This is a genomic window from Massilia sp. Root133, from assembly GCF_001426525.1.
In the GTDB taxonomy this organism is placed as follows: Bacteria; Pseudomonadota; Gammaproteobacteria; order Burkholderiales; family Burkholderiaceae_D; genus Telluria; species Telluria orientalis.
On the sequence record NZ_LMEW01000015.1, the window covers coordinates 68,737 to 91,071 of the forward strand.

General features: G+C 63.9%; 21 protein-coding genes. 14 read left to right on the forward strand and 7 right to left on the reverse strand.

Features of this window, described 5'->3' with window-relative positions; genetic code table 11:
- Positions 1 to 71 precede the first annotated feature (71 nt).
- Both ASD28_RS14675 and ASD28_RS14680 read left to right on the forward strand, forming a co-directional pair.
- Entirely contained in the window at positions 72 to 1,148 is a 1,077-nt protein-coding gene (locus ASD28_RS14675) for a hypothetical protein (protein ID WP_056129112.1), read from the forward strand.
- Positions 1,149 to 1,503: 355 nt separating this feature from the next.
- Entirely contained in the window at positions 1,504 to 1,899 is a 396-nt protein-coding gene (locus tag ASD28_RS14680) for a helix-turn-helix domain-containing protein (RefSeq protein ID WP_056129116.1), read from the forward strand.
- Between the two features lie 6 nt (positions 1,900 to 1,905).
- Here ASD28_RS14680 and ASD28_RS14685 read toward each other — a convergent pair whose 3' ends face one another.
- Positions 1,906 to 2,190: a flagellar protein FliT gene (locus ASD28_RS14685; protein ID WP_056129118.1), complete on the reverse strand. Its 285-nt coding sequence runs from the start codon at positions 2,188 to 2,190 to the stop codon at positions 1,906 to 1,908.
- 124 nt (positions 2,191 to 2,314) lie between these two features.
- Between ASD28_RS14685 and ASD28_RS14690 the strand changes: the two genes are divergently transcribed.
- The 3 genes from ASD28_RS14690 to ASD28_RS14700 all read left to right on the forward strand — a co-directional run bounded on the left by ASD28_RS14690 (position 2,315) and on the right by ASD28_RS14700 (position 5,447).
- Positions 2,315 to 4,393 (forward strand): M13 family metallopeptidase, encoded by a 2,079-nt coding sequence (locus tag ASD28_RS14690; protein ID WP_056129123.1) that lies wholly within the window; start codon positions 2,315 to 2,317, stop codon positions 4,391 to 4,393.
- Positions 4,394 to 4,538: 145 nt separating this feature from the next.
- Entirely contained in the window at positions 4,539 to 5,165 is a 627-nt protein-coding gene (locus tag ASD28_RS14695; protein WP_056129177.1) for a bifunctional 2-polyprenyl-6-hydroxyphenol methylase/3-demethylubiquinol 3-O-methyltransferase UbiG, read from the forward strand.
- Positions 5,166 to 5,267: 102 nt separating this feature from the next.
- Positions 5,268 to 5,447 (forward strand): CsbD family protein, encoded by a 180-nt coding sequence (locus tag ASD28_RS14700; protein WP_056129126.1) that lies wholly within the window; start codon positions 5,268 to 5,270, stop codon positions 5,445 to 5,447.
- Between the two features lie 57 nt (positions 5,448 to 5,504).
- On the opposite strand, the gene ASD28_RS14705 is transcribed toward ASD28_RS14700, so the two are convergent.
- Positions 5,505 to 6,569, reverse strand: a complete 1,065-nt coding sequence (locus ASD28_RS14705; protein WP_056129128.1) for an AI-2E family transporter — start codon at positions 6,567 to 6,569, stop codon at positions 5,505 to 5,507.
- A 120-nt stretch (positions 6,570 to 6,689) separates the two neighbouring features.
- Between ASD28_RS14705 and ASD28_RS14710 the strand changes: the two genes are divergently transcribed.
- Complete coding sequence (locus tag ASD28_RS14710; RefSeq protein WP_056129131.1) at positions 6,690 to 6,869, forward strand: CsbD family protein; 180 nt, start codon at positions 6,690 to 6,692, stop codon at positions 6,867 to 6,869.
- A gap of 60 nt (positions 6,870 to 6,929) precedes the next feature.
- Here the strand turns inward: ASD28_RS14710 and ASD28_RS14715 are convergent, their stop codons facing one another.
- The 4 genes from ASD28_RS14715 to ASD28_RS33080 all read right to left on the reverse strand — a co-directional run bounded on the left by ASD28_RS14715 (position 6,930) and on the right by ASD28_RS33080 (position 12,322).
- Entirely contained in the window at positions 6,930 to 9,149 is a 2,220-nt protein-coding gene (locus tag ASD28_RS14715; protein WP_056129134.1) for a S9 family peptidase, read from the reverse strand.
- 398 nt (positions 9,150 to 9,547) lie between these two features.
- Complete coding sequence (locus ASD28_RS14720) at positions 9,548 to 10,954, reverse strand: MATE family efflux transporter (RefSeq protein ID WP_056129137.1); 1,407 nt, start codon at positions 10,952 to 10,954, stop codon at positions 9,548 to 9,550.
- A 209-nt stretch (positions 10,955 to 11,163) separates the two neighbouring features.
- Complete coding sequence (locus ASD28_RS14725; protein WP_202114562.1) at positions 11,164 to 12,069, reverse strand: c-type cytochrome; 906 nt, start codon at positions 12,067 to 12,069, stop codon at positions 11,164 to 11,166.
- Between the two features lie 130 nt (positions 12,070 to 12,199).
- Positions 12,200 to 12,322, reverse strand: coding sequence for a hypothetical protein (locus ASD28_RS33080; protein WP_267873818.1), 123 nt, complete (start codon positions 12,320 to 12,322; stop codon positions 12,200 to 12,202).
- Between the two features lie 109 nt (positions 12,323 to 12,431).
- Between ASD28_RS33080 and ASD28_RS31840 the strand changes: the two genes are divergently transcribed.
- The 8 genes from ASD28_RS31840 to ASD28_RS14760 all read left to right on the forward strand — a co-directional run bounded on the left by ASD28_RS31840 (position 12,432) and on the right by ASD28_RS14760 (position 22,156).
- A complete protein-coding gene (locus ASD28_RS31840; protein ID WP_156403954.1) occupies positions 12,432 to 12,833 on the forward strand; it encodes a hypothetical protein in 402 nt (133 codons plus the stop codon).
- Between the two features lie 123 nt (positions 12,834 to 12,956).
- A complete protein-coding gene (locus ASD28_RS14730; protein WP_056129140.1) occupies positions 12,957 to 13,895 on the forward strand; it encodes a DnaJ C-terminal domain-containing protein in 939 nt (312 codons plus the stop codon).
- Positions 13,896 to 13,898: 3 nt separating this feature from the next.
- On the forward strand, positions 13,899 to 14,207 hold the full coding sequence (locus tag ASD28_RS14735) for a chaperone modulator CbpM (protein ID WP_056129143.1): 309 nt from the start codon (positions 13,899 to 13,901) through the stop codon (positions 14,205 to 14,207).
- An 86-nt stretch (positions 14,208 to 14,293) separates the two neighbouring features.
- On the forward strand, positions 14,294 to 15,625 hold the full coding sequence (locus ASD28_RS14740; RefSeq protein ID WP_056129146.1) for an Nramp family divalent metal transporter: 1,332 nt from the start codon (positions 14,294 to 14,296) through the stop codon (positions 15,623 to 15,625).
- A gap of 101 nt (positions 15,626 to 15,726) precedes the next feature.
- Positions 15,727 to 16,314, forward strand: a complete 588-nt coding sequence (locus ASD28_RS14745; protein WP_056129148.1) for a type 1 glutamine amidotransferase domain-containing protein — start codon at positions 15,727 to 15,729, stop codon at positions 16,312 to 16,314.
- 77 nt (positions 16,315 to 16,391) lie between these two features.
- Positions 16,392 to 16,970, forward strand: coding sequence for a helix-turn-helix domain-containing protein (locus tag ASD28_RS14750; protein ID WP_056129151.1), 579 nt, complete (start codon positions 16,392 to 16,394; stop codon positions 16,968 to 16,970).
- A 2-nt stretch (positions 16,971 to 16,972) separates the two neighbouring features.
- Positions 16,973 to 17,488 carry a GNAT family N-acetyltransferase gene (locus ASD28_RS14755; protein ID WP_056129154.1) on the forward strand — a complete coding sequence of 172 codons (516 nt, stop codon included), beginning with the start codon at positions 16,973 to 16,975 and terminating at the stop codon, positions 17,486 to 17,488.
- A gap of 306 nt (positions 17,489 to 17,794) precedes the next feature.
- The gene (locus ASD28_RS14760) at positions 17,795 to 22,156 is read left to right on the forward strand and encodes an EAL domain-containing protein (protein ID WP_082577580.1); all 4,362 of its coding nucleotides are present in this window, start codon (positions 17,795 to 17,797) and stop codon (positions 22,154 to 22,156) included.
- Between the two features lie 80 nt (positions 22,157 to 22,236).
- Here the strand turns inward: ASD28_RS14760 and ASD28_RS31140 are convergent.
- Positions 22,237 to 22,335, reverse strand: a 99-nt coding sequence (locus ASD28_RS31140) for an IS3 family transposase (RefSeq protein WP_156650903.1), incomplete at its 5' end; no start/stop codon positions are given.

Here is a 22,335-nt window from a genome sequence, read left to right on the forward strand (position 1 = left end):
GTTTGACAATGGAATTAAAGAGTGTACCGCAACGGCCGTTAACCACGTTGAAGCCCCATTTTTCCCACGCCATGGCCCGCCGCACCCGCCTTTTATTCTCCAGCCTTGCCCTTGCCGCGTTCGCATCCGCCCACGCGGCCGAGCTGGGCGACCCGCGCGTGTCGTCGCACATCGGCCAGCCGCTCGTGGCCGACGTCGAGCTGACGATGCTCGACGATGCCGCCGCGCCCGTGCAGGTGCGCGTGGCCAGTCCGGAGGTCTACAACGGCGCGGGCATCGCCGTGCCGCCCCTGCTGTCCAGCCTGAATTTGTCGGTGATGCGGCGCGACGGCCGCCAGTTCCTGCACGTGACGTCGCTGCGTCCCGTCGACGCGGACCACGTGCACTTGTACCTGGAGCTCGTCGACAAGGGCCAGCGTGCCGTGCGCCTGGCCACGCTGTGGCTGACGCCGGATCCGAATCCCGCGCCGCCGCCCGCGCCCGTGCGCGTGGCGGCACCTGTGCCGGCGCAGGTGCCTCCGGCCAACCCCGACGCGGTATTGCTCGCGCAGGTGGAACGGGCCCGCGTGGCGCATGCGGCGCCGGTGGTCCGGCGCGAAGCCGCAAAACCGCCAACGCCGCCGCCCAGGCCGGTGGTGCGCCGTCCGCCGCCGGCGCCCATCGCCAGGCCGGCGACCCCGCCGCCCGCCTGTGCGCCCCGGGCCGAGGAAGTGCAGGCCTGCGCGGCCCTCGGCGCGAAGAACGACGAATTGCGTTCCCGCCTCGGCCAGGTCGAGGACCGGATGAAGAAGCTGCAGGTGTCGCTGGCCGCGCCGGCCGTGTCGCACGAGGCGCCAAAGCCCGAGACCATGCCGGAGAACAAGCCGGCGCCGCCGAAGGAGGCCGAGGCCAACCCGGAGCCGCCGAAGGAAGCCGAGGCGAAGCCGGCGCCGCCTCCGCCGAAGCCCGCCGGGCCACGCCCGATCTCGTCGATCAAGCCGCTCGTGCCGCACAAGCCGAAGGCGCCGGCGCCGGACGAAAGCTTGCCCTGGGGCTGGATCGGCGCCGCCATCGGCGTGCTGGTGCTGGGTGGCGCGGGGGCATATGCCGTCCGTCGCCGCAAGGCGCCGCCGGCGGCAGGCGAGGCCGCCGAGCCGACGCTGGAATAGCGTTCAAAATCTTCCTGCGAGTCGTCTACACAAGTGCTGATTTTGCGTTATACTCAATCCCGAAGTACACGGATCAGGGTCCGCCGCAGCCACCACCGATAGCGTGGCGCGGGGTCGGACGGTCGCTGAGGAAGCGCCTGATGCCGGAAGCGGTTCGCTGCCAACAGTGGCAGACGGACGCCGGAGGCAACCGGCAAGAGGCGACGCCAGGGGATGCCTGGTAGTCGCGCTCCCCATTCCAGAGAGCCGCGCAGATGACCCACGTCGCTGCGCGGTTTTTGTTTGCGCGGCGCGCGTTGGCCTCCCGCTCGGGTTATCGCTACCATAGGGGCAGATCATCGATCGAGGAGGGGACATGAACGAGCTTGTGCGCGCGGACTTATTCTCCGAATACTGCCCGTCGCGTGAAGTGCTGAAACATGTGACGAGCCGCTGGGGCGTGCTGCTGCTCGTCGCGTTGATGGATGGCACGCACCGCTTCGGCGAACTGCGCCGCAAGGTGGGCGGCATCAGCGAAAAAATGCTGGCCCAGACGCTGTATTGGCTCGAGCAGGACGGGTTCGTGCAGCGCATCGCCCATCCCGTCGTCCCGCCTCACGTGGAATACCGGCTGACGCCACTCGGCGAGCAGATCGGGCACAAGCTCGGCGACCTCGCCGCATGGATCGAAGGGAACATGGATGGCATCCTGGCCGCGCAGAAAGCAAAAAGCCCCTTGGACGGCAAGTCGAAGGGGCTTCAGGCGGAGTAGGGCGGATCAGTGGGCCGGGCTCAGTGCGCGGTCCAGCTGGCCCATCCACGGCTCGGTAATGTCGCGCACGGCGCGGTCGTTGGCCATGATCTGCTTGAGCAGGTCGACCTTGCGCTTGCGGGCGGCGCCTTCCAGCGGCGGGACGCCGCTCTTTGCCGCGCTCGACTGCAGGGCGCACTGCGTTTCCAGGCGCGCCAGGCCGTCCCAATCCCCTTCGCGCGCAGCGACAGCCATGCGGCTGCTGAGGGCGGCGATGTTTTCATACATTGCGAGGACTTCGTTGGACGTCATGACTGCGCTCCACCATTGAGGCAAACTCCGGCCGGATTGCCGGTTGTCTGCCTTTTACGGCAGCGTTTTGGAGAACTTTAGGGTTGTCGAAAGATTTTTTTGAAATTTTTTTAGGAGAGGCACCATGAACATCAGCTGGACTCCGATCAGGACCGCCATCGTCCTCGCGATGTGCGGTACCGCGCTCGTTACCACGGGCGCGGCGGCATCCGGGCAGACCCCGCCCGCGGCCAAGGAGGACGTCAACGCGGCCGGGACCGCCCAGGCCGCTTTGCGGCCGGGCGACGATTTCTTTGCCTGGGCCAACAAGGACTGGCTTGCCAAAACGACCATTCCCGAGGACCGCAGCCGCTGGGGCGCGATGGACAACCTGGCGGAAGACACGAACCAGCGCATCGTCAAGCTGATCGAAGGCGTCGACTCCAACAAGAAAGCGGGACCGGAAGCGCGCAAGGTCGCCGGTTACTACAACGCCTACATGGACGAATCCGCGATCGAGGCGCGCGGCATCGCGCCGCTGAAGCCGCTGCTGGCGCAGATCGGCGCCATCAAGGACAAGGCGGGCCTCGTGCGCGCGCTGGGCGCGTCCGTGCGCGCGGACGTCGACCCGCTGAACAATACGCATTTTGCGACCGAGAACATCTTCGGCGTCTGGATCTCGCCCGGCCTGCACGATCCGGCCCACAACTGGCCGTACCTGCTGCAGGGCGGCCTGGGCATGCCGGACCGCGCGTATTATCTGGACAACAACGAACGGATGGCCGGCCTGCGCACGCAGTACCAGAAACACATCGCGGCAATGCTCAAGCTCGCCGGCTACGCCGCTACGGATGAGGACGCCGACGCCCGCGCCGCGAAAATCTTCGCGCTCGAAGTCGACATCGCCAACACCCACGGCACCCGCGCCGACTCGGCCGACGTGCTGAAGGCCGACAACACGTGGACCCGCAAGGACTTCGCCGCCAACGCGCCGGGCCTCGACTGGGATGCGTTCTTCAAGGCCGCGCGGCTGGGCGACCAGGACAAGTTCATCGTCTGGCATCCGTCCGCCGTGAAAGGCGAGGCGGCGCTGGTCGACAAGATCGACCTCGCGACGTGGAAGGATTATCTCGCCTTCCACACCATCAACCGCATGGCCAGCGTGCTGCCGAAGGCCTTCGTGGACCAGCGCTTCGCGTTCTACGGCAAGGCGCTGTCCGGCACGCCGCAGCAATCGATGCGCTGGAAGCGGGCGCTGGGCGCGACGAACGAGGCGATGGATGAGGCGGTCGGCAAACTGTACGTCGCGAAATATTTCCCGGCGGAGAACAAGGCGCAGCTGCAGAAAATGGTCGCGAACATCGTGGCGGCTTTCGGCAAGCGCGTCGACAAGCTCGACTGGATGGCGCCCGCCACCCGCGCCCAGGCGAAGGAAAAACTCAAGACCTTGTACGTGGGCGTCGGCTATCCGGACCAGTGGAAATCGTATGCCGGCCTGAAAGTCGATGCCAAGGATGCGTTCGGCAACGCGCTGCGGGCCGAGGCGTTCCACACGGACCAGGAATTCGCGAAGCTGCATGCGAAGCCGGACCGCACGGACTGGTCGATGCCGCCGCAGCTCGTCAATGCCGTCAACCTGCCGCTGCAGAACGCGCTGAACTTCCCGGCCGCGATCCTGCAGCCGCCGTTCTTCGACCCGAAGGCGCCGGATGCCGTCAACTACGGCGCGATCGGCGCCATCATCGGCCACGAGATCAGCCACAGTTTCGACGACCAGGGTTCGCAGTTCGATGCCCAGGGCCGCCTGCGCGACTGGTGGACGAAGGCGGACATGGAGCACTTCAAGGCCGCGTCCCGGAAACTCGTCGAGCAGTACAACGCCTATAAACCGTACCCGGACCTCGCCGTCAACGGCCAGCTGACCCTGTCCGAAAACCTCGCCGACCTGGCGGGCCTGGAAGCGTCGTATGATGCCTATCGCGCCGCCGCCGGCAAGAACGCGTCGGCGGAGAGCGACCGCCAGTTCTTCACGGGCTATGCGCAGAGCTGGCGCACGAAGGCGCGCGAGGCGGCCGAGCGGCGCGGTATCCTGACGGACGGCCACGCCCCGCCGCAATACCGCACGGCCACCGTGCGCAACCTGGACGCCTGGTACGAGGCGTTCGACGTGCAGCCGGGACAGGCGCTGTACCTGCCGCCGGAGCAGCGCGTACGCGTCTGGTAAGCAGCATTTTATGTCTAGCGGGTAAGCTGCGCCGGCCGGAAAGAGGCCCGGACTAGAATGGTTCGGACCTCTTTCAGCGTGGTTATTGCTTATGAAACAGCACTATCTTGATGTCGACCGGCGCATCATCCACCACTTTGCACACATGATCGAAGACGACGACTACGAAGACATCACGCGGCGCACGCTGCACCATTACGACGACAACGCGCGCCGGTTCTTCGCCGGCACGATCGACCACGACGTCAGCCAGAACATCGAGGCGCTGCTGAGCGCGATCGAGGCGCCGGCCCCTTACACCATTCTCGACTTCGGCTGCGGCCCGGGGCGCGACCTCAGGACGTTCACGGCGCTGGGCCACCATGCCATCGGCCTGGACGGCAGTGAACAATTCGTCGAGATGGCGCGGGCGTACAGCGGCTGCGAGGTATGGCACCAGAACTTTATCGACCTGCACCTGCCGGCAGCGGCGTTCGACGGCATCTTCGCCAACGCCTCGCTGTTCCACGTGCCGCGCGAGCTGCTGCCCAACGTGTTGATGGCATTGTGCGCGGCGTTGAAGCCGGGCGGCGTACTGTTCAGCTCGAATCCACGCGGCCATAACGAAGAAGGGTGGAACGGGCCGCGCTACGGCTGCTTCCACGACTACGCCGCCTGGGAGCGCTACGTGGTTGATGCCGGCTTCGTGCCGCTGCGCCACTATTACCGTCCGGAAGGATTGCCGCGCGACCAGCAGCCCTGGCTCGCGAGCGTGTGGCGCAAGGCGAGTTAATGGTTTGTTAGTTTGCGTACAGAATGAAGGGCGCCATCCAATTATCCTGAATGCATCCCGCTTGATTCGCAAGCGGTTTTACTCATCAAGGAGGATTCCGACATGAACGACGACCAAATCAAAGGTAAAGCCAAGGATATCGGCGGCAAGATTCAGGAAGAAGTCGGCAAGGCTGTCGGCAGCAGCGAACAGCAGGCCAAGGGCCTGTCGAAGCAGGTCGAAGGCAAGGTGCAGGAAAAAGCCGGTGATCTGCGTGACGCGATCAACAAGGGCAACCGCTGATACCGGCGATCTGCTTACCTGACGTAGAAGCGGCCGCCTCGTGCGGCCGTTTTTACGTCAGCCCGTCGGCCGGTCGCCGAGGATGTCTTCCACGTACAGCTTGTCGACGAGCACCATCAACATGGCCGTCAACGGCGTCGCCAGCGCGATGCCCGCGAAACCGAACAGCGTGCCGAACACGAGTTGCATGACGATGGTGAGCGCAGGCGGCATCTCGACCGCGCGCGCCTCGACGAGCGGCTGCAGCACATAGCCTTCGACCGTCTGGATGCCGAGGAACAGCAGCACCGTGTACAGCGCCAGGTCGGGACTGATCGACAGCGCGATCAATACCGCCGGCACGCCCGCCATGATCGGGCCGATGTAGGGAATGAAGTCGAGCAGCCCGGCGATGATGCCGAGGATCAGTCCCAGCGGCACGCCCAGCAGCGTGAGCCCGCCGGCCGTTGCCGCGCCGACGATCAGCATCGACAGCGACTTGCCGATCAGCCAGCGCGCCAGCGTGTCGCCGATGTCGTCCATCACTTGCACGGCGCGCTCGCGCTTGCCCTGCGGTACGAGCTTCACGATGCCCTGCTTGTACTGGCGCGGCGACAGCGCGAAATAAATGCCGACGAATACAATGATAACGACGTTGCCGAGTGCGCCGAGCACGCCGCCGAAAAAGATGCCCGCATTCGGCACGAACTGCTGCATCGATCCGATCAGTTGCTTGGCATCCGGCAGGTCGGCGGCGATGCGCGCGAGCAGCGGCTGGTTCTCCACCATCTGGCGCAGGCGCTGCAGCGATTGCGGAATCTGCTGCGCCAGTTCGGTCGACTGCTCCGCGATCTGCGGCGCCATCGCCCACCCGCCGAGCCCGATGATGAGCAGCAGCGCCAGCACGACGACGACGAGCGCGAGCTTGCGGTTCCAGCCGAAGCGCCGGCACAGGATCGCGCTCAGCTCGTACAACAGCACGGCGAACAGGACGCAGGCAAAGAGCAGCAGCAGCGCGTCGATGGCGAGCACGACGGCCGCGACGAGCGCGAGGAACAGCACCGCGATGCCGTCGACGAGGACGAAGCGGCGCATCAGTTTGTGCTGGGCCGGCTTGACGGCGGGGGAGGTGTCATTGTTCATGACAGAATGCTATCAGCGGCGCGACTGGACCGTCGCGCGCATGCAATGTGCGTGCGCTAACTGAGCAATACCGGGGCCGGCGCTACGATGGTGTCGAACTTTGAACGAAAGGAGAACACCATGAATTCGGACCAGATCAACGGCAAACTGCAAGACATCGGCGGCAAGATCCAGGAGGAGGCCGGCAAGATCGTCGGCAGCGCCGAGCAGCAGGTGAAAGGCTTGCAGAACCAGGTCGAAGGCAAGACCCAGGAAAAGCTGGGCGACCTGAAGGAAAAAATCCACGACGCCACCAAATAAGCTGGCGCCAGGAAAAATCGGCCGCACGTTGCGGCCGATTTTTTTATTGGGAAACGAATCTTACTTCGGCGCGGTCCCGCCCAGGTGCTTCTTGAAGAACGCCTCGATCAGGCCATACACGTGCCGCTGTCCCGCGCGCGACGAAATGCCGTGCTTGGCACCCGGATACGTCATCAGCTCGAAGCGCACGTTGCGGTTGACGAGCGCGTCGATCAGGCGCGTCGAGTTCGTGAACAGCACGTTGTCGTCGGCCATGCCGTGCACCAGCAGCAGCGGCGACTTCAGGCCGTCCAGGTGCGCGAACACGCCGCTGCGTTCATAGGCGGCCGGATCCGACTGCGGCGTCGCGCCCACGAACTGCTCCGTGTAGTGCGTGTCGTACAGGGCCCAGTCCGTCACGGGCGCCACCGACACGCCCATCGCGATCTTGTCCGAGCCGGCCTCCAGCAGGCGCAGGGTCATGAAGCCGCCATAGCTCCAGCCGAACACGCCCACGCGCTTCGGATCGACGAAGCTCTGTTGCGCCAGCCAGTCGATGCCCGTCAGCTGGTCCTCGACTTCATGCGCGCCGAGGTTACCGTAGATGACGTCGGTGAACGCGCGCTCGCGGCGCGACGAACCGCGGTTGTCCAGCACGAACACGACGAAGCCCTGCTGCGCCATGTACTGGTTGAACAGATTGCCCCACTGGCGCGTGACGCGCTGCGAATGCGGGCCGCCGTACGTGAACAGGAAGACCGGATAGCGCTTCGCGGCGTCGAAGTTCGCCGGCTTGATCATCGAGTAGTACAGCGTCTGACCGTCGTGCGCCTTGATGCTGCCGTATTCCGTCGGCAGGTGGTCCTTCGCGTAGTTCGCGTACGGGTGCTGGGCGTTCAACTCGTTGTGTTCGAGCCACTCGACCATGCTGCCGTCCGCGCGGCGGATCGACACTTGCGGCGGCGTGTTCGGATCGGAGAACGTGTCCACGAAAATCTTGCCGTTGCGGGCGAACACGTCCTCGTGCCAGCCGTCCTGCTTCGTCAGCCGGACCGGCTTGTTCGCGTTGCTGCCGTCGAGGTTCAGCACGTACGTCTGCTTGTCGATGACGGCGTCCTTGTTCGACGCGATATAGACCTTGCCGGCCTGCTCGTCGACGGCGAGGATGTTGTCGACGCCCCATTCGCCGCTGGAGATCGGGTGCAGCAGCTTGCCCGACAGGTCGTACAGGTACAGGTGCTTGCGGCCGCTGCGCTCGGAGGCCCAGATGAACGCCTTCTGGCGGCCGAGGAAGCGCAGGTCGTCGTGGATGCTGACCCAGGTTTTCGACGTTTCCGTCAGCAGCGGGCGCTGGGCCAGCGTGGCCGCATCGACGGCGACGAGATCGAGACGCTTCTGGTCGCGCGACTGGCGCTGGTAGACGAAGGTCCTGGCATCCGCGCTCCAGTCCGCGCGCACGAGGTAGATGTCCTTCTCGGGACCGAGGTCGACCTTCTTCTGCGCGCCCGTCGCCGGGTTCACGATCATCAGGTCGATCTCGACGTTCTTCGCACCGGCGGCGGGGTAGCGCTGGTCGATGACTTCCGTGCGGTCCGCGAAGATCTCGAAGCGGCGCGCGACGGGCACCTGCGCCTCGTCGTAGCGGCGGTAGGCGATGGCGGAATCGTCCGGGGCCCAGTAATAGCCCGTGTGCTGGTCCATTTCTTCCTGCGCGACGAATTCCGCTTCGCCGTTGTGCACGGTGTCCTTGCCGTCCGTCGTCAGCTGGCGCTCCTGGCCCGTCGCCAGGTCGATGACGAACAGGTTCTGGTCGCGCACGTACGACACGTAACGGCCCTTCGGCGAAATCTTCGGATCGCCGACATTGCCCGATGCCACCTTGCGCGCGGCTTCCGGCCGGTTCACGTCGACGAGGTACAGGTCGCCCGCGATCGGCACGAGCAGCTGCTTGCCGTCAGGCGACCAGCTATAGCTCAGGATGCCGGACAGGCTGGCCGTGCGGGCGCGCTCGCGCCTTGCCTTCTCTTCCAGCGACAGGTTCTCGTTCGGGACCAATTGCTTGGAGTCGACCAGGCGGTGCGTGGTCTTGTCCTTCATGTTGAATTCCCACAGGTCCAGCTGGAACTGGTTGTCGGTGCGGCCGCGCAGGAAGGTCACGCGTTCGCCGTCGGGCGAGACGCGCAGGCTGCGGACGCCTGGACCGGCCAACGCCGGGTCGGCGTGGATACGGTCCAGCGTCAGCCGTTCCGCCGATGCGGGAACGGCCGACAATGCGGCTAAAAGGCAGAGAAGAAGGCGCATGGAGGGTTTGGGTAAAGTTTAAAAAATTATTCGTGTGCAACGGCGGAACGATACCAGAGTCGTCCCGTAAAAGCTGTAAAGACGGCGGGCGGGAAGGGGCGCAATGATGGACGAACTGTAATGTTTACATCTGCTGCGATGCACTATGATCATTTCGTCGGCACCCCAATGCCGACAATAGGATGAAACTCTCTCCTAGGGTTACGCCGATGGATTCCCCGTCCATCGGCTTTTTTTTGCCTTAAATTCGGGGTCGGAGCACATTTTCGATCAATGTGTCGCCGGACAAAATCGCTGCGAGGACACCCGGCGCTTGCAACAGGAATTGCAAGCGGGCCCGGGCCACCATTAAAGCTTGCTTCAAGGATTGTGCGCAAAAAAGTGCTCTGACCCCGAATTTATGCGTGGTCGCGGATGCGCAGCTTGGAGAGTTGATTCAGCGACCACGCCAGCAGCACGGCGGCCACGGTCAGGCCCAGCACGAGGCCGATCCAGAAGCCGGTGGCGGCCATCGGCTTGTCCGGCGACCACGGGAACCAGTCCGGCGCGAGGCCCAGGATCCAGCCGACGGGCAAGGCCACGCCCCAGAACGCGATCATCTGGATCACCATCGGCGAGCGCGTCACCTTGTAGCCGCGGATGGCCGAAGCGGCCGCGACCTGCGTGGAATCGGACAGCTGGAACAGCGCGGCGAACAGCAGCAGCATCACGCACGTGGCCTGGACGGCCGCGTCGGACGTGTACATGGCCGAGATCTGCCACCGGAAGAGGGCGATGCCGATCGCGGACAACAGGCCGAACGCGATGCACATGCCCGTGCCCACCCACGCGACGAAGCGCGCACGTACCGGATTGCCTTCGCCCATCGCCTGGCCGACGCGGGTGAGCGCGCCGATGCCGAAGCTCAGCGGCACCATGAACACGAGCGACACGAAGTTCAGCGCGATCTGGTGCGCCGACACCTCGATCACGCCGAAGCGCGCCACGAGCAGGCTGATGATGCCGAACGCGCTGACCTCCGCGAAGTGCGTGACGCCGATCGGCAGGCCCAGGCGCAGCATGCTGCCGATCTCTTTCCAGTTCGGACCTTCCCAGTGCGTGAACGGATATGTCTGGCGGTAGGCGCTGGACAACTTGATCCACACGACCATCGCGCCCAGCATCAGCCACATGCCGCTGGCCGTGGACACGGCACAGCCCAGCGCGCCCAGTTTCGGCAGGCCGAATTCGCCGAAGATGAACAGCCAGTTCATGCCGATGTTGTACAGGAGGCCGCAGAGCGCGATGATCATGATCGGCTTGGTCTGGTTGATGCTCGTCGTATAGCCGTACAGCGCGCGGTAGCAGGCGAACGCGGGCATGCCGAGGCTGATGATGTGCAGGAATGCCGACGCGCGGTCCGCGACGGACTGGTCCAGGCCGATGTGGTCGAACACGAGCGTGCACAGGTTCGCCGCGAGACAGCCTGCGACGCCGACGCCGAGACCCATCCACAGCGATTCGCGCACGGAGTGGGAAATGCGGTCGAAGCGGGCGGCGCCCATCTCGTGCGAGACGACCGAGTTCACGGCCATCATGATGCCCATGACGGTGACGAGGATGATCGACCACACGGACGTGCCGAGCGACACGGCGGCGAGCTCTTCGGCGCTGACGTGGCCCGTCATGGCGACGTCCGCCACGCCCATGCCGACGGTCGCGAGCTGGCCCACGAGCATGGGCCACGAAAGCCGCCACAAGGTGGCGATCTCGGCGCGGACGGGATGCGGCGCAAGGGCGCCGGTGCTGGACAGGTTGGACGTCATCGATCGGTTTGCTGGGGAAACCGATCATTTTACTGAGGAATCGACAAGCTTGTGTGACGGAACGACCCGTCCGCCAACCCGTCGTTCCCGCGAAAGCGGGAACCTATACTGGACAACAGAATTGGGTACGTCGGAAGTGACGCCGATGTGATAGTCAACGGACTTCGAAAACTCACCATGGGTTCCCGCGTGCGCGGGAACGACGGCCTCTACCGCTGCGCCAGGGCCGTCCCCGGCACCGATTTCAGGTAGGCATACAACGCCCGCAGGTCCGTCTCGTTCATCTGCCGGAACGACCCGAACGGCATCACGGGACTGATCGCGCTGCCGTCCGGCCGGTGGCCCGTCCGCAGCATGGCCATGAACGCGTCCGCCGTCGGATAGCGATTCATCGCGCTGCCCTTGCCGGGCACCAGCCGCGCGGCCGGCGGCCAGGACGGCGGGGCACCGGGGACGCGGCCGCCGGCCAGGTCCGCGCCGTGGCAGCCTGTACACGTCGCGGCGACATACGCGCCATACGCCGGCGTGACGGCGGCCGGCATGGCCTGCGGCGGCGCCAGCGCGTGGTCGATCTTTTCGGACGCATCCTTGATCACGCCGAACGCGTACAACGCCTTCACGGGCACCGGCACGTCGATGACGGCCTTCGCGCCGGACACGGGCCGCATTTGCTCGAGGTACGCGACGAGGGCGGCCATGTCTTCGTCGCTGAGGCGGCTGTAATCCTCGCTGGGCATGATCATGACGGGATTGCCGTTCGGCTTGACGCCGTGGCGCACGGTACGCACCCAGTCGATCACGCGGTAACGCGCCGTGGTGCCGTTCGGGCCCGCCGTGATGTTGGGGGCGACGACGAGCATGCCGCCGTCGCGCACGACCGTCCTGCCGGCGCCGTCCGCGCCATGGCACTCGGCGCAGCCGCGCGTGTTGTACAGGTAGCGGCCGTGGTCGACGCGGGCGACGTCGGGCACGATGTCGAGCGGACGCACGTCGAGCGCGATGCTGCGCGCCATCTTGCGTTCTCCCAGCACCTTGCCGACGCCGGCCGTGGCGACCCCCAGCAGGGCGAGTGCCGCCAATGCGATGCTCGTGCGCTTGACCCATTTGCTCACCATGACTCCCTCCTTGTTGGACGAACGGCAACACTAGGAATCTAGCACTGCCGTTCATGGCCGGATACTGGTTGAAATGCTAATGACGGCCAAGGAGGCTTGATGAGGCATGCATCAAGCGTGCGGCATTGATTTATCGGGTGGTGAAGCTGGTGAGCCACTGCAGGTTGGCGTCCTTGCTCCAGTTCGCCGTGCCGTTGTTCCAGGGGCCGTCCAGGCTGTTCCGGCTGCCGAAGGAGCCGCCAGATGCGCGCACACAAATTTTACATTTGTGACAATGTGATAGGAAACAAGCAGTAAGCGGCGATTAAAATAAATTACCGAGGGGGAGGACTTTCAGACCCGAACACTTTAAATTTCGCTCGATGAAAATTATCAGATATATTTTCCCGCTGCTGATTTCTGCATGTGCTATTGATCCGGCTGCAACCAACGATTACACCGGACTCGGTAATAGTGAGGTCGCGATACAACTAAAACACTCGCTTTTTTTGGGTGAGGTGGCCGTAGATCATACGATTGGCAATCTGGTCAATTCTCCTCGAGTCGTGAATCAAGTCGACCGCCGCAAAGCCTTGGAGGCACTCGGTTTTATTTGCCCGCCCGAGACCGATACACCGTGTTCCTACGACGGAAGTGCAAAATCGATCATCGTGAGCGCGGATCGAAAAGACACGACAAGATTCGTCACTAGAGTGCATATTCAGGCACTGTTGAGCAATCGTGTGGTTAAGGTAGAGAGCCACATTTCAAAAACTGATTTTTAAGGGAGGCATGCCGGATACTGAGCTTCATGTCATGCCGCGGCAAGACGATGAGTAGTTGAAAAGCAAGCCTCCCGCCACAACTTACGGGACATTCAACTATCCAACCGATCCAGGAGCAAGCTCGTGGAATACAAGGACTACTACCAGACGCTTGGTGTCGAGAAGACCGCGACCCAGGACGACATCAAGAAGGCTTACCGCAAGCTGGTGCGGCAGTACCACCCCGACGTCAGCAAGCACAAGGACGCGGACGCGAAGACCAAGGAAATCAACGAGGCCTACGACGTGCTGGGCGACGCCGAGAAGCGTGCGGCCTACGACGAACTGGGCCGCGGACACCGGCCCGGCCAGGGCTTCCAGCCGCCGCCGGACTGGGGCACGCAGTTCGATTTCGGCGGTGCCGGCGGGGACGATTTCTTTAACGACCTGTTCGCCCACGTGGGCCGGCGCTCGCGCGCGGGCGGGGGCGCGCATGCGGGCGGCGGCGGGTTCCAGATGCCCGGCGAGGACATCCATGCGGCGATTTCCATCGACCTGCGCGACGCCTACCAGGGCGCCACGCGCACGGTCAGCCTGCGTATCCCGCAGCACGATGCGCAGGGCCGCACGACGATGCAGGACAAGACGCTCAGCGTGAACATTCCGAAAGGCGTCACGCCGGGCCAGCAGCTGCGCATGCGGGGGCAGGGGCATCCGGGATTCGGCGGCGGGCCGGCCGGCGACCTGTATCTGGAAATCCAGCTGAACCCCGACCCGCGCTATCGCGTCGAAGGGACACACGTGTACCAGGACGTGCCGGTGGCGCCGTGGGAAGCGGCGCTAGGTGCGAGCATCTCGGTGTCCACGCCGTCCGGCACGGTCGAGGTGACGGTGCCGCCGGGGTCGCAGAGCGGACGCAAGCTGCGTTTGAAAGGGCGTGGCATTCCGGCCAGGACGCCGGGCGATCTGTACCTGATGCTGAACGTGGTGCTGCCGCCCGCCACGAGCGACCGTGCGCGCGAGCTGTACGAGGCGATGGCGCGCGACCTTGCCTTCAATCCACGCGAACGCATAGGAGCCTGAACGATGCATGACGATATTCTCACCGGCGTGCTGCTGGACGACGTGGCGCTGACGCTCGACGAACTGGCGCGCGCCTGCAACGTGGAGACCGAGTGGGTCGTGCGCCACGTGCAGGCGGGCGTGCTGGGCGGCGAGACCAGCGTGCAGGTGACGAGCTGGCGTTTCCGTAGCGGCGACCTGGCCCGGGCCCGGCGCCTGCTGCGCGTCGAACGCGACTTCGACGCCAACGAGGACCTCGCCGCGCTCGTGGTCGACATGGCCGACGAGATCCGCCGCCTGCGCGCCCGCATGCGCGTGCTCGGCATCGACTGAAGGTCCGGCCGCCTGCGGGCACCGGTCTTATGGCGGGCGCGGCGGGGCACGGTGTGCGCTGGACTCACCGTGCTATCTTGCCCGCTATGCTCAAACTACCGACCAACGCCACCGCACCGTTCTGCCCATCGGCAGTCTCCGGTACCGTCAATGTGCCGGAGAACGATCCGCTGTGGAAAAAGATCCTGCGCTATGCGGGCCCCGGCCTGCTGGTGTCGGTCGGTTACATGGACCCGGGCAACTGGGCGACCGCCATCCAGGGCGGCTCGCAGTTCGGCTACGACCTGCTGTTCGTCGTCGTGCTGTCCAGCCTGGCGGCCATCGTGCTGCAATGCCTGAGCATGCGGCTCGGCATCGTCACAGGCAAGGATCTCGCCGTACATTGCCGCGAACAATATTCGCCGGTGCACGCGAAAGGTTTGTGGGCGTTCGCCGAAGTGTCGATCATCGCGTGCGACCTGGCCGAAGTGCTCGGCTGCGCGCTCGCGTTCCATCTGCTGCTGGGCGTGTCGCTGCCCGTTGGCGTCGCGCTGACGGCCCTCGATACCATCATCGTGCTGGGCCTGAAAGGGAAGGGCTTCCGGCAACTGGAAGCGATCGTGCTGGGCCTCATCGCGACGATCGCCATCTGCCTGTTCACGGAGCTGTTCCTCGTCGACCCGGACCCGCGCGCCGTCCTGGCGGGTCTCGTGCCGTCGCTGGACAAGGTGGGCCAGCGCGACGCGCTGTACCTCGCCATCGGCATCCTCGGCGCCACCGTCATGCCGCACAACCTGTACCTGCACTCGTCCGTCGTACAGACGCGCGTCCTGCGCCACGACCTCAACCAGGACGGCGCCCATCTGGCCGAAGCGATCAGGCTGTCGCGCGTCGACACGGTCGTGTCGCTGCTGCTGGCGCTATTCATCAACGGTGCCATCCTCGTGCTGGCCGCGGCCGCGTTTTATAAACCGGGCGGCGGCAACGTGATGGACATCGACCAAGCCTATTACCTGCTGGCCCCCGTCGCGGGCACGGCGGCCGCGGCGATCCTGTTCGGCCTGGCGCTGCTGGCGTCCGGCCAGAGCTCGACGTTCACCGGCACCATCGCCGGCCAGGTCATCATGGAAGGCTTCCTGAAACTCAGGATTCCCTGCTGGCAGCGCCGCCTGATCACGCGCGGCCTGGCGCTGGGGCCGGCGATGATCGGCGTGCTCACGTTGGGCGACCACGCCATCGGCAAGATGCTGGTCGGCAGCCAGGTCGTGCTGAGCCTGCAATTGCCGTTCGCCATGTACCCGTTGATCCGCCTGACGGGCCGCCACGACCTGATGGGGCAGTTCGGCAACAAGTGGTGGACGACGGTGCTGTCGTGGTTCCTGTTCGTCGTGATTTCCTCCGCCAACGCATGGATGGTGTGGCAGGCGCTGTTCGGCTGATCCGGCCATTCCTCGTACCTGATTCGCCGCGTGCGACGCGCCCCGCAAGCCCTGCCTAGAATGGGCTGTCGTCCCCATACGTTCGACCAAAGGGAGTTTATATGGAACAAGTTGCCAACAAGCCTTTGCAGGGCAAGCGCGTCGCCATGCTCATGACGGATGGCGTGGAACAGATCGAGTACACGAGCCCGCGCTCTTTCCTGGAAGAGCAGGGCGCCACCGTCGTGTTGCTGTCGCCGAAGGCGGCGGGCGACGAAGTGCAGGGTTTTAACCACATGCAGCCGGCCGACCGCTTCAAGGTCGAGATGAACGTGCGCGACGCGAAACCTGCCGACTTCGACGGGCTCGTGCTGCCGGGCGGCGTCGCCAATCCGGATCAACTGCGGTTGAGCAAAGAGGCCATCGATTTCATCCGCGACTTCGATGCCGAGGACAAGATGGTCGCGGCCATCTGCCACGGCCCATGGACGCTGATCGACGCGGGCATCGCTACCGGCAAGCATCTCACCAGCTGGCCCAGCCTGAAGCGCGACCTGATGAATGCGGGCGCCGAGTGGTCGGATGAGGAAGTCGTGCTGGATGCCCGACTGGTTACGAGCCGCAAGCCGGATGATCTGCCCGCCTTCAACGACATGTTGTTGAAGGAATTGCTCGTGGCGCCAGGGACGGACCCTGGGCCGACATCGTAGTCGGTGTGTCCAATAAACTGGAGAGGTAGTCCAGGATAGTTGACGTCTTGTCTTTCATATTGGAGAATGTATCCATTATGAAAGATGACTCCACCGTTAACGAACGCATCGCCCAGCAGGTGCGCCTCCTCCGCAGCGAGCGCGGCCTGTCGCTCGATGCCTTGTCGACCCAGTGCGGCGTGAGCCGTTCGATGCTGTCCCTGATCGAGCGGGGCGAGACGAGCCCGACCGCCGTCGTGCTCGACAAGCTGGCCGCGGGCCTCGGCGTGCCGCTCGCATCGCTGTTCGACGACCCGGCGCGCAAGGCCGAGCCTGTCTCACGCCATGCCGACCAGGTCACGTGGCAGGATCCGCATTCCGGCTATCTGCGCCGCAATGTATCGCCCGAAGGATTCCAGTCGCCGACACGCATCGTCGACGTGACGTTTCCGCCGCGGACGCGCGTGACGTACGAGGCCGGCCCTCGCACGCCCGCCGTGCTGCAACAGATCTGGATCCTCGAAGGCCGCATGCAGATCACGTACGGCAGCGAATCCTGGCTGCTGGAGACGGGCGACTGCCTCGTCATACCCCTCGACGCACCGAATTCCTTCCACAACCCCGGGGACGTGCCCGCGCGCTACGCCGTCGTCCTTACCACGCTTAGCAGGAGCTGATCATGAGTTGCCGCGTACGTCGTATCCATTCGCTGACCGATGCCGACATCGAAGGCCTGGCGGCCGTTCTCTTCGACTGTGTCGAGGGAGGCGCGTCCGTCGGGTTCATGCAGCCGTACACGCTGGGCCAGGCGCTCGGCTGGTGGCGTGGGCTCGCGGCCGACGTCGAGTCTGGCCGGCGCGCGTTGCTCGTCGCCGAGGACGAGCACGGCATCGTGGGCACCGTCCACCTCGTGCTGGCGATGCCGGACAACCAGCCGCATCGGGCGGACCTGTGCAAGATGCTCGTGATGCGGCGGGCGCGCAAGCAGGGCGTCGGCGCGGCGCTGATGGATGCGGCGGAGCGGGAAGCGCGGTCGCTCGGCAAGACGCTGCTGGTACTGGATACGGCCAGCGCCGAAGCGGAGCGCCTGTACGCGCGCATGGGGTGGACGCGGTTGGGTGTGGTGCCCGGCTTTGCGTTGCTGCCGCAAGGCGGGTTGTGCGATACGACGTATTTTTATCGCGAACTCATCTGATGAAGCGGGTGTCTCCCCAGCGGTTTCATCCTTTGCAAGAATAAATTGAGCATAAATGCGACATTTTTCTTCTTCATGGGAACGCATTTATGTTTCCCTTGGGAATCTATGTAAAATGTAAGCCGTGGTTTTGGCGGGCAATATACTGTTGTTGACGATATGACGTCGTCGGGAATGCCATGCAGGATGTCCGTGACTGGACTGCGCCGCCGCCGTCCTGGATAGCGCCGGTCCAATCAAAGGCTATCTAACGGTATCGCGTGGTCGTTGCGCCGGCGATGCCTTTCCGGATAAGAAGGTCGCTGAGTGAGCTCCAAATCGATCGGCCTGCCATTGCAGGTGTTTTCCCGACTTCCGTTGCCGGGACAACTCGCTCTCATTGCGGCAATTATCCTGCCTTGCCTGTGGGCCGTCGTGATCGCGTCGTTGCACGGCACCTATGAAAAAACCTTGGCCGAGGCCGCCAAGGACAGCAATAACATTGCGCGTCTGTTCGCTGAAGAAGTCAATTCTTCCATCAACATGATCGACCTGGCGGCGATCGACCTGCGCGAACGATGGCTCGACGACCCGGACAGGTTTGACGACCACGTGCGCAAGCGGCAGGCGATTCTCGAAAGCCCTGTGGCATTTCAGGTCAGTATCATCGACGCCACAGGGCACCTGGCATATTCGAGTGTGGACCGCTCGGCGCCGCGGCTCGATTTAAGCGACCGCGAGCACTTTCGCACCCATCTCGGCGGGATCGACAAGCTGTTCGTCAGCCGCCCGGTCAAGGGCCGGGTGTCGGGACGGGGAAGTATCCAGTTCACCCGTCCATTGCTGGCCCGCGGAAATCGTTTCGCCGGCGTGATCGTATTGTCGGTGGCACCGGAGTACTTCACCCGGTTTTCAGGAAAGCTGCAACTTGGCGAGCACGGGACAGTCGCCCTTGTTCGCTCTGACGGTACCATTGTCGCGCGCGAGCCGGCAGTGTCTTCCGAGCCGCGCAACGTACTGAAGACCATGCCGGACTTCGCGTCGATGGGCACGGAAACACTGATGTATTCACGCGCCTCGCAGATCGACGGTGTCGTTCGACTCTATGCCTGGCGTGTATTACCGAAGAAGGCCTTGGCCGTGGCGGTCGGCCGTAGCCGCGATGAAATCCTCGAATCGTATGTCCGGCAGCGCAACCTGGTGTTGGGCGGCGCCTGTGGGCTGTCCATCCTGATTGTCCTGATCGGTTACAGCGTGTTGTCCGGAATGCGCGACCGTGCCCGCGCCCGGGCCGCGCTCGAGGAAAGCGAGTTTCGCTGGAAATATGCGCTCGAAGGCGCGGGCGATGGTGTCTGGGATTGGGACGGCCGGACCGATACGGTGTACTTTTCACACCGCTGGCGCGAGATGCTCGGCTATGGCGACGCCGAGATCCGGACCGGGAAACAATGGGAAAACCTGATCCACCCGGAGGACCGTGGACGGGTTCTCGACGCAACGGCGAGGCTGGTGGCCGGGCTGGTGCCGACCTACGCGATGGAATACCGGATGCGGGCGAAGGATGGAAGCTGGCGCTGGATCTTCAGTCGCGGCATGGCCGTCGGTACCGATGCGGGCGGACAGGCGGCGCGGGTGATCGGGACCCATACTGACTTGACCGATCGTAAGCTGCGGGAAGAGGCGCTCCATCAGATGGAGCAGATGCACGCCGCGCATGCCCTGTTTCAAAGCGAACAGCGTTTCCACCAGCTTGCCGATGCGATGCCGCAAATCGTATGGACTGCCGACCCCGATGGTGCGATCGATTACGCCAACAGTTGGGTGCACACGTACACGGGACTGGTCGAGGAGATCGATGCCGACAACTGGGTCACGATACTGCACCCGGATGACGTTGCGCCGGCGCTGCGCATCTGGGAGGCGTCGCTTGGTTCGGGCGCCATCTTCGAGACCGAATACCGCGTGTTTCGCAGCGCCGACCAGAGCTATCGTTGGCATCAGGCGCGTGCCATACCGATCCGGGACGAACACGGTACGATCGTAAAGTGGTACGGCACCACCACCGACAACCATGACACGCGGTTGGCGAACGACGAAATCCGCAGGCTCGCACACCGTCTCGGCACCACGCTCGAAAGCATCACGGAGGCATTCCTCACAGTCGATCTGGACTGGAGATTTACGTACGTCAATAAGGAAACCGAGCGCCTGCTTCAGCGTGATCGCCAGCAATTGCTTGGACGAATGTTATGGCAGGAATATCCGGCGCTCGTCGGCGGCATCGCCGATACAGAATTTCAAAGGGCCATGCATGAACATTGCACGGTCGAGTTCGATATTTACTTCCCGCCGCTGAATCGCCGGTTCAAGGTTCGTGCCTATCCTTCATCGGAAGGCCTTGCCGTATATTGCCGCGACATCAGCGCAAGCCGGCGTCTGCAGAAGTTCAAGAATGAGCAGATGAAATTGCTGGAACGGATGGCACTGGGGGCGCCGCTGCCCGAACTCCTGGAACTCGCCACGCACATTGTCGAGTCGTCCGGACATGCCATGCACTGTGCGGTGATGTTGCTGGGTGCGGACGGCGCCGCCTTCGAACACGTTGTCGCGCCAAGTCTTCCGGCTTCGCTACGAGGCATCCTGAATGAATTCGACGTCGATGAGGTATTGCCACCGGACCGACGCGCACGGCTGCAAGCCGGGCCGGTCTTCGTTGCCGACGTGGGGGAAGATCCGAGCTGGACTGGCGCGCACGATGCCGCCGCACTGCATGGGGATCGTGCCTGCTGGTGGTATGGAATTCGCTCCGGGCAGGACCGGCTGCTCGGTACACTTGCGGTATTCACCGAAGCCGGACGTGTGCCCGATCAAGGCGAAATGGAGATCCTTGGCCTGTGCGCCCACACGGTCAGCATCGCGGTCGAACGGCTTCACATCGAACGCAAGGCACGCGCAAGCGAGGACCAGCTTGAATATCAGTCGAATTACGACACCCTGACCGGACTTGCCAACCGCAATTTGCTTTGCGATAGGGCAAGTCAGACGATGGCACGGGCCGTGAGCCGGGACGAACAGGCGTGGCTGGTCTGTATCGATCTCGACCGCTTCGCCCTGGTCAACGAAACGCTGGGCCACGAAGCCGGCGACTTGGTCCTGCAAGAGACAGCGGCCCGCCTGAGGACGGCACTGGGGCCGAACGATACGGCTGCGCGCACCGGTGGCGATGAATTTGTGCTGGTGCTCGCCGATACACCTGACGAGCACGCCGCGATCAATACCGTCCAGCGCATCATGGCCGCCCTGGGCGATCCGATCAAGGTCGGGGAGCACGAGCATTTCCTGAGTTGCACGTCCGGGTTATCGGTATTCCCGGCCGACGGCGACACGGCGAACGCCTTGATCAAGAATGCCCACATCGCGATGCAGCGCGCCAAGGAAGCAGGCGGTGGCGAACTGCAGTTTTATACGGCGTCGATGAAAGCGCGCGCGATGGAACGCCTGCGGCTCGAGGGCGACCTGCGGCATGCCGTCCAGCGGGGCGAATTGCTGTTGCATTACCAGCCACAAGTCGACGTGCGCACCGGTCGGATCGTTGGCGTGGAAGCCCTGCTGCGGTGGGCGCATCCCGAACTCGGCATGATGTCGCCCGACCGGTTCATCGACCTGGCGGAACAAACCGGGCTCATCGTCCCAATCGGCACGTGGGTATTGCGGACCGCGTGCGCGGACGCCAGGCGTTGGCATGACGCCGGTTGGGAAGGCCTGCGAGTGGGCGTCAATCTGTCGGGCAAGCAGTTCTACCAGCCGGATCTGATCGAGGTCGTGACAGGGGTCCTGGCGGAATCGGGGCTCGCGGCACGCTACCTGGACATCGAGCTGACGGAAGGCCTGGTCATGACCGACATCGACCACGCACTCGCGATCATGAATACGCTCAAGGGGCTCGGCGTACAGCTGTCGCTGGACGACTTCGGCACCGGCTATTCCAGCCTGTCGTACCTGAAGCGCTTCCCGATCGATGTGCTGAAGATCGACAAATCGTTCGTCAGGGACATTACCACCGATCCGGACGCGGCGGCGATCGCGCGGTCCATCATTTCGCTTGCCCAAAGCCTGCAATTGCAAGTCATCGCGGAAGGCGTGGAAACCCAGGAGCAGCTCAGCTATCTGACGACTTATCGTTGCGACCAGATCCAGGGCTACTATTTCACTCGTCCGATACCGGCCGCGGCATTCGAGCAGTTGCTTGGCGAGGAGCGGGCGCTACCGGTGGCGTGTCCTGACGAACAGGTGCGGACGGTCCTGGTCGTCGACGACGACCCCGGCGTCAGCGCGGCATTGCGCCGGCTTCTGCGCCGCCAGGGCTATCGGGTACTGTACGCGGCAAGCGGAGACGAAGGTTTGAGCCTGCTTGCCTTGAACGACGTCCAGGTCGTCATTTCCGACCAGCGCATGCCCGGCATGATGGGCATCGAATTCCTGTCGCGCGTCAAGCAGATTCACCCGAAGATTATCCGGATCATGTTGTCGGGCTACACGGCGGTCGACGCGATCATCGAAGCGACCAATAGCGGCGCCGTATTCCGCTTCCACGCGAAGCCTTGGGACGACGACGCGTTATGTGCGAGTATCGCCGACGCATTCCGTTATCACTGGCTGATGCGCAATGCGGAAATTGCGGAGGCGTGAGGGTCCGGTATCGCATAAAACAAAAGCCCCACCGGCTTGCGCCGGTGAACTGACCCCATAAAGTTGGACGGTTTAGTTCCCTAGGCAGCCAAGGCCTGGGCCCTGTACTGAACAGGGCTCAGGCCTTTTAGTTTGAGCTTGATTCGGTCGTGATTGTAATAGTGGATGTAGTCGGCCAA

What these genes read in the sequence shown, in the direction of transcription:
- ASD28_RS14675 (WP_056129112.1), top strand. Translation starts at nt 72, where the DNA reads ATGGCCCGCCGCACCCGCCTTTTATTCTCCAGCCTTGCCCTTGCCGCG.
- ASD28_RS14680 (WP_056129116.1), top strand. Translation starts at nt 1,504, where the DNA reads ATGAACGAGCTTGTGCGCGCGGACTTATTCTCCGAATACTGCCCGTCG.
- ASD28_RS14685 (WP_056129118.1), bottom strand. Translation starts at nt 2,190, where the DNA reads ATGACGTCCAACGAAGTCCTCGCAATGTATGAAAACATCGCCGCCCTC.
- ASD28_RS14690 (WP_056129123.1), top strand. Translation starts at nt 2,315, where the DNA reads ATGAACATCAGCTGGACTCCGATCAGGACCGCCATCGTCCTCGCGATG.
- ASD28_RS14695 (WP_056129177.1), top strand. Translation starts at nt 4,539, where the DNA reads ATGATCGAAGACGACGACTACGAAGACATCACGCGGCGCACGCTGCAC.
- ASD28_RS14700 (WP_056129126.1), top strand. Translation starts at nt 5,268, where the DNA reads ATGAACGACGACCAAATCAAAGGTAAAGCCAAGGATATCGGCGGCAAG.
- ASD28_RS14705 (WP_056129128.1), bottom strand. Translation starts at nt 6,569, where the DNA reads ATGAACAATGACACCTCCCCCGCCGTCAAGCCGGCCCAGCACAAACTG.
- ASD28_RS14710 (WP_056129131.1), top strand. Translation starts at nt 6,690, where the DNA reads ATGAATTCGGACCAGATCAACGGCAAACTGCAAGACATCGGCGGCAAG.
- ASD28_RS14715 (WP_056129134.1), bottom strand. Translation starts at nt 9,149, where the DNA reads ATGCGCCTTCTTCTCTGCCTTTTAGCCGCATTGTCGGCCGTTCCCGCA.
- ASD28_RS14720 (WP_056129137.1), bottom strand. Translation starts at nt 10,954, where the DNA reads ATGACGTCCAACCTGTCCAGCACCGGCGCCCTTGCGCCGCATCCCGTC.
- ASD28_RS14725 (WP_202114562.1), bottom strand. Translation starts at nt 12,069, where the DNA reads ATGGTGAGCAAATGGGTCAAGCGCACGAGCATCGCATTGGCGGCACTC.
- ASD28_RS31840 (WP_156403954.1), top strand. Translation starts at nt 12,432, where the DNA reads ATGAAAATTATCAGATATATTTTCCCGCTGCTGATTTCTGCATGTGCT.
- ASD28_RS14735 (WP_056129143.1), top strand. Translation starts at nt 13,899, where the DNA reads ATGCATGACGATATTCTCACCGGCGTGCTGCTGGACGACGTGGCGCTG.
- ASD28_RS14740 (WP_056129146.1), top strand. Translation starts at nt 14,294, where the DNA reads ATGCTCAAACTACCGACCAACGCCACCGCACCGTTCTGCCCATCGGCA.
- ASD28_RS14745 (WP_056129148.1), top strand. Translation starts at nt 15,727, where the DNA reads ATGGAACAAGTTGCCAACAAGCCTTTGCAGGGCAAGCGCGTCGCCATG.
- ASD28_RS14750 (WP_056129151.1), top strand. Translation starts at nt 16,392, where the DNA reads ATGAAAGATGACTCCACCGTTAACGAACGCATCGCCCAGCAGGTGCGC.
- ASD28_RS14755 (WP_056129154.1), top strand. Translation starts at nt 16,973, where the DNA reads ATGAGTTGCCGCGTACGTCGTATCCATTCGCTGACCGATGCCGACATC.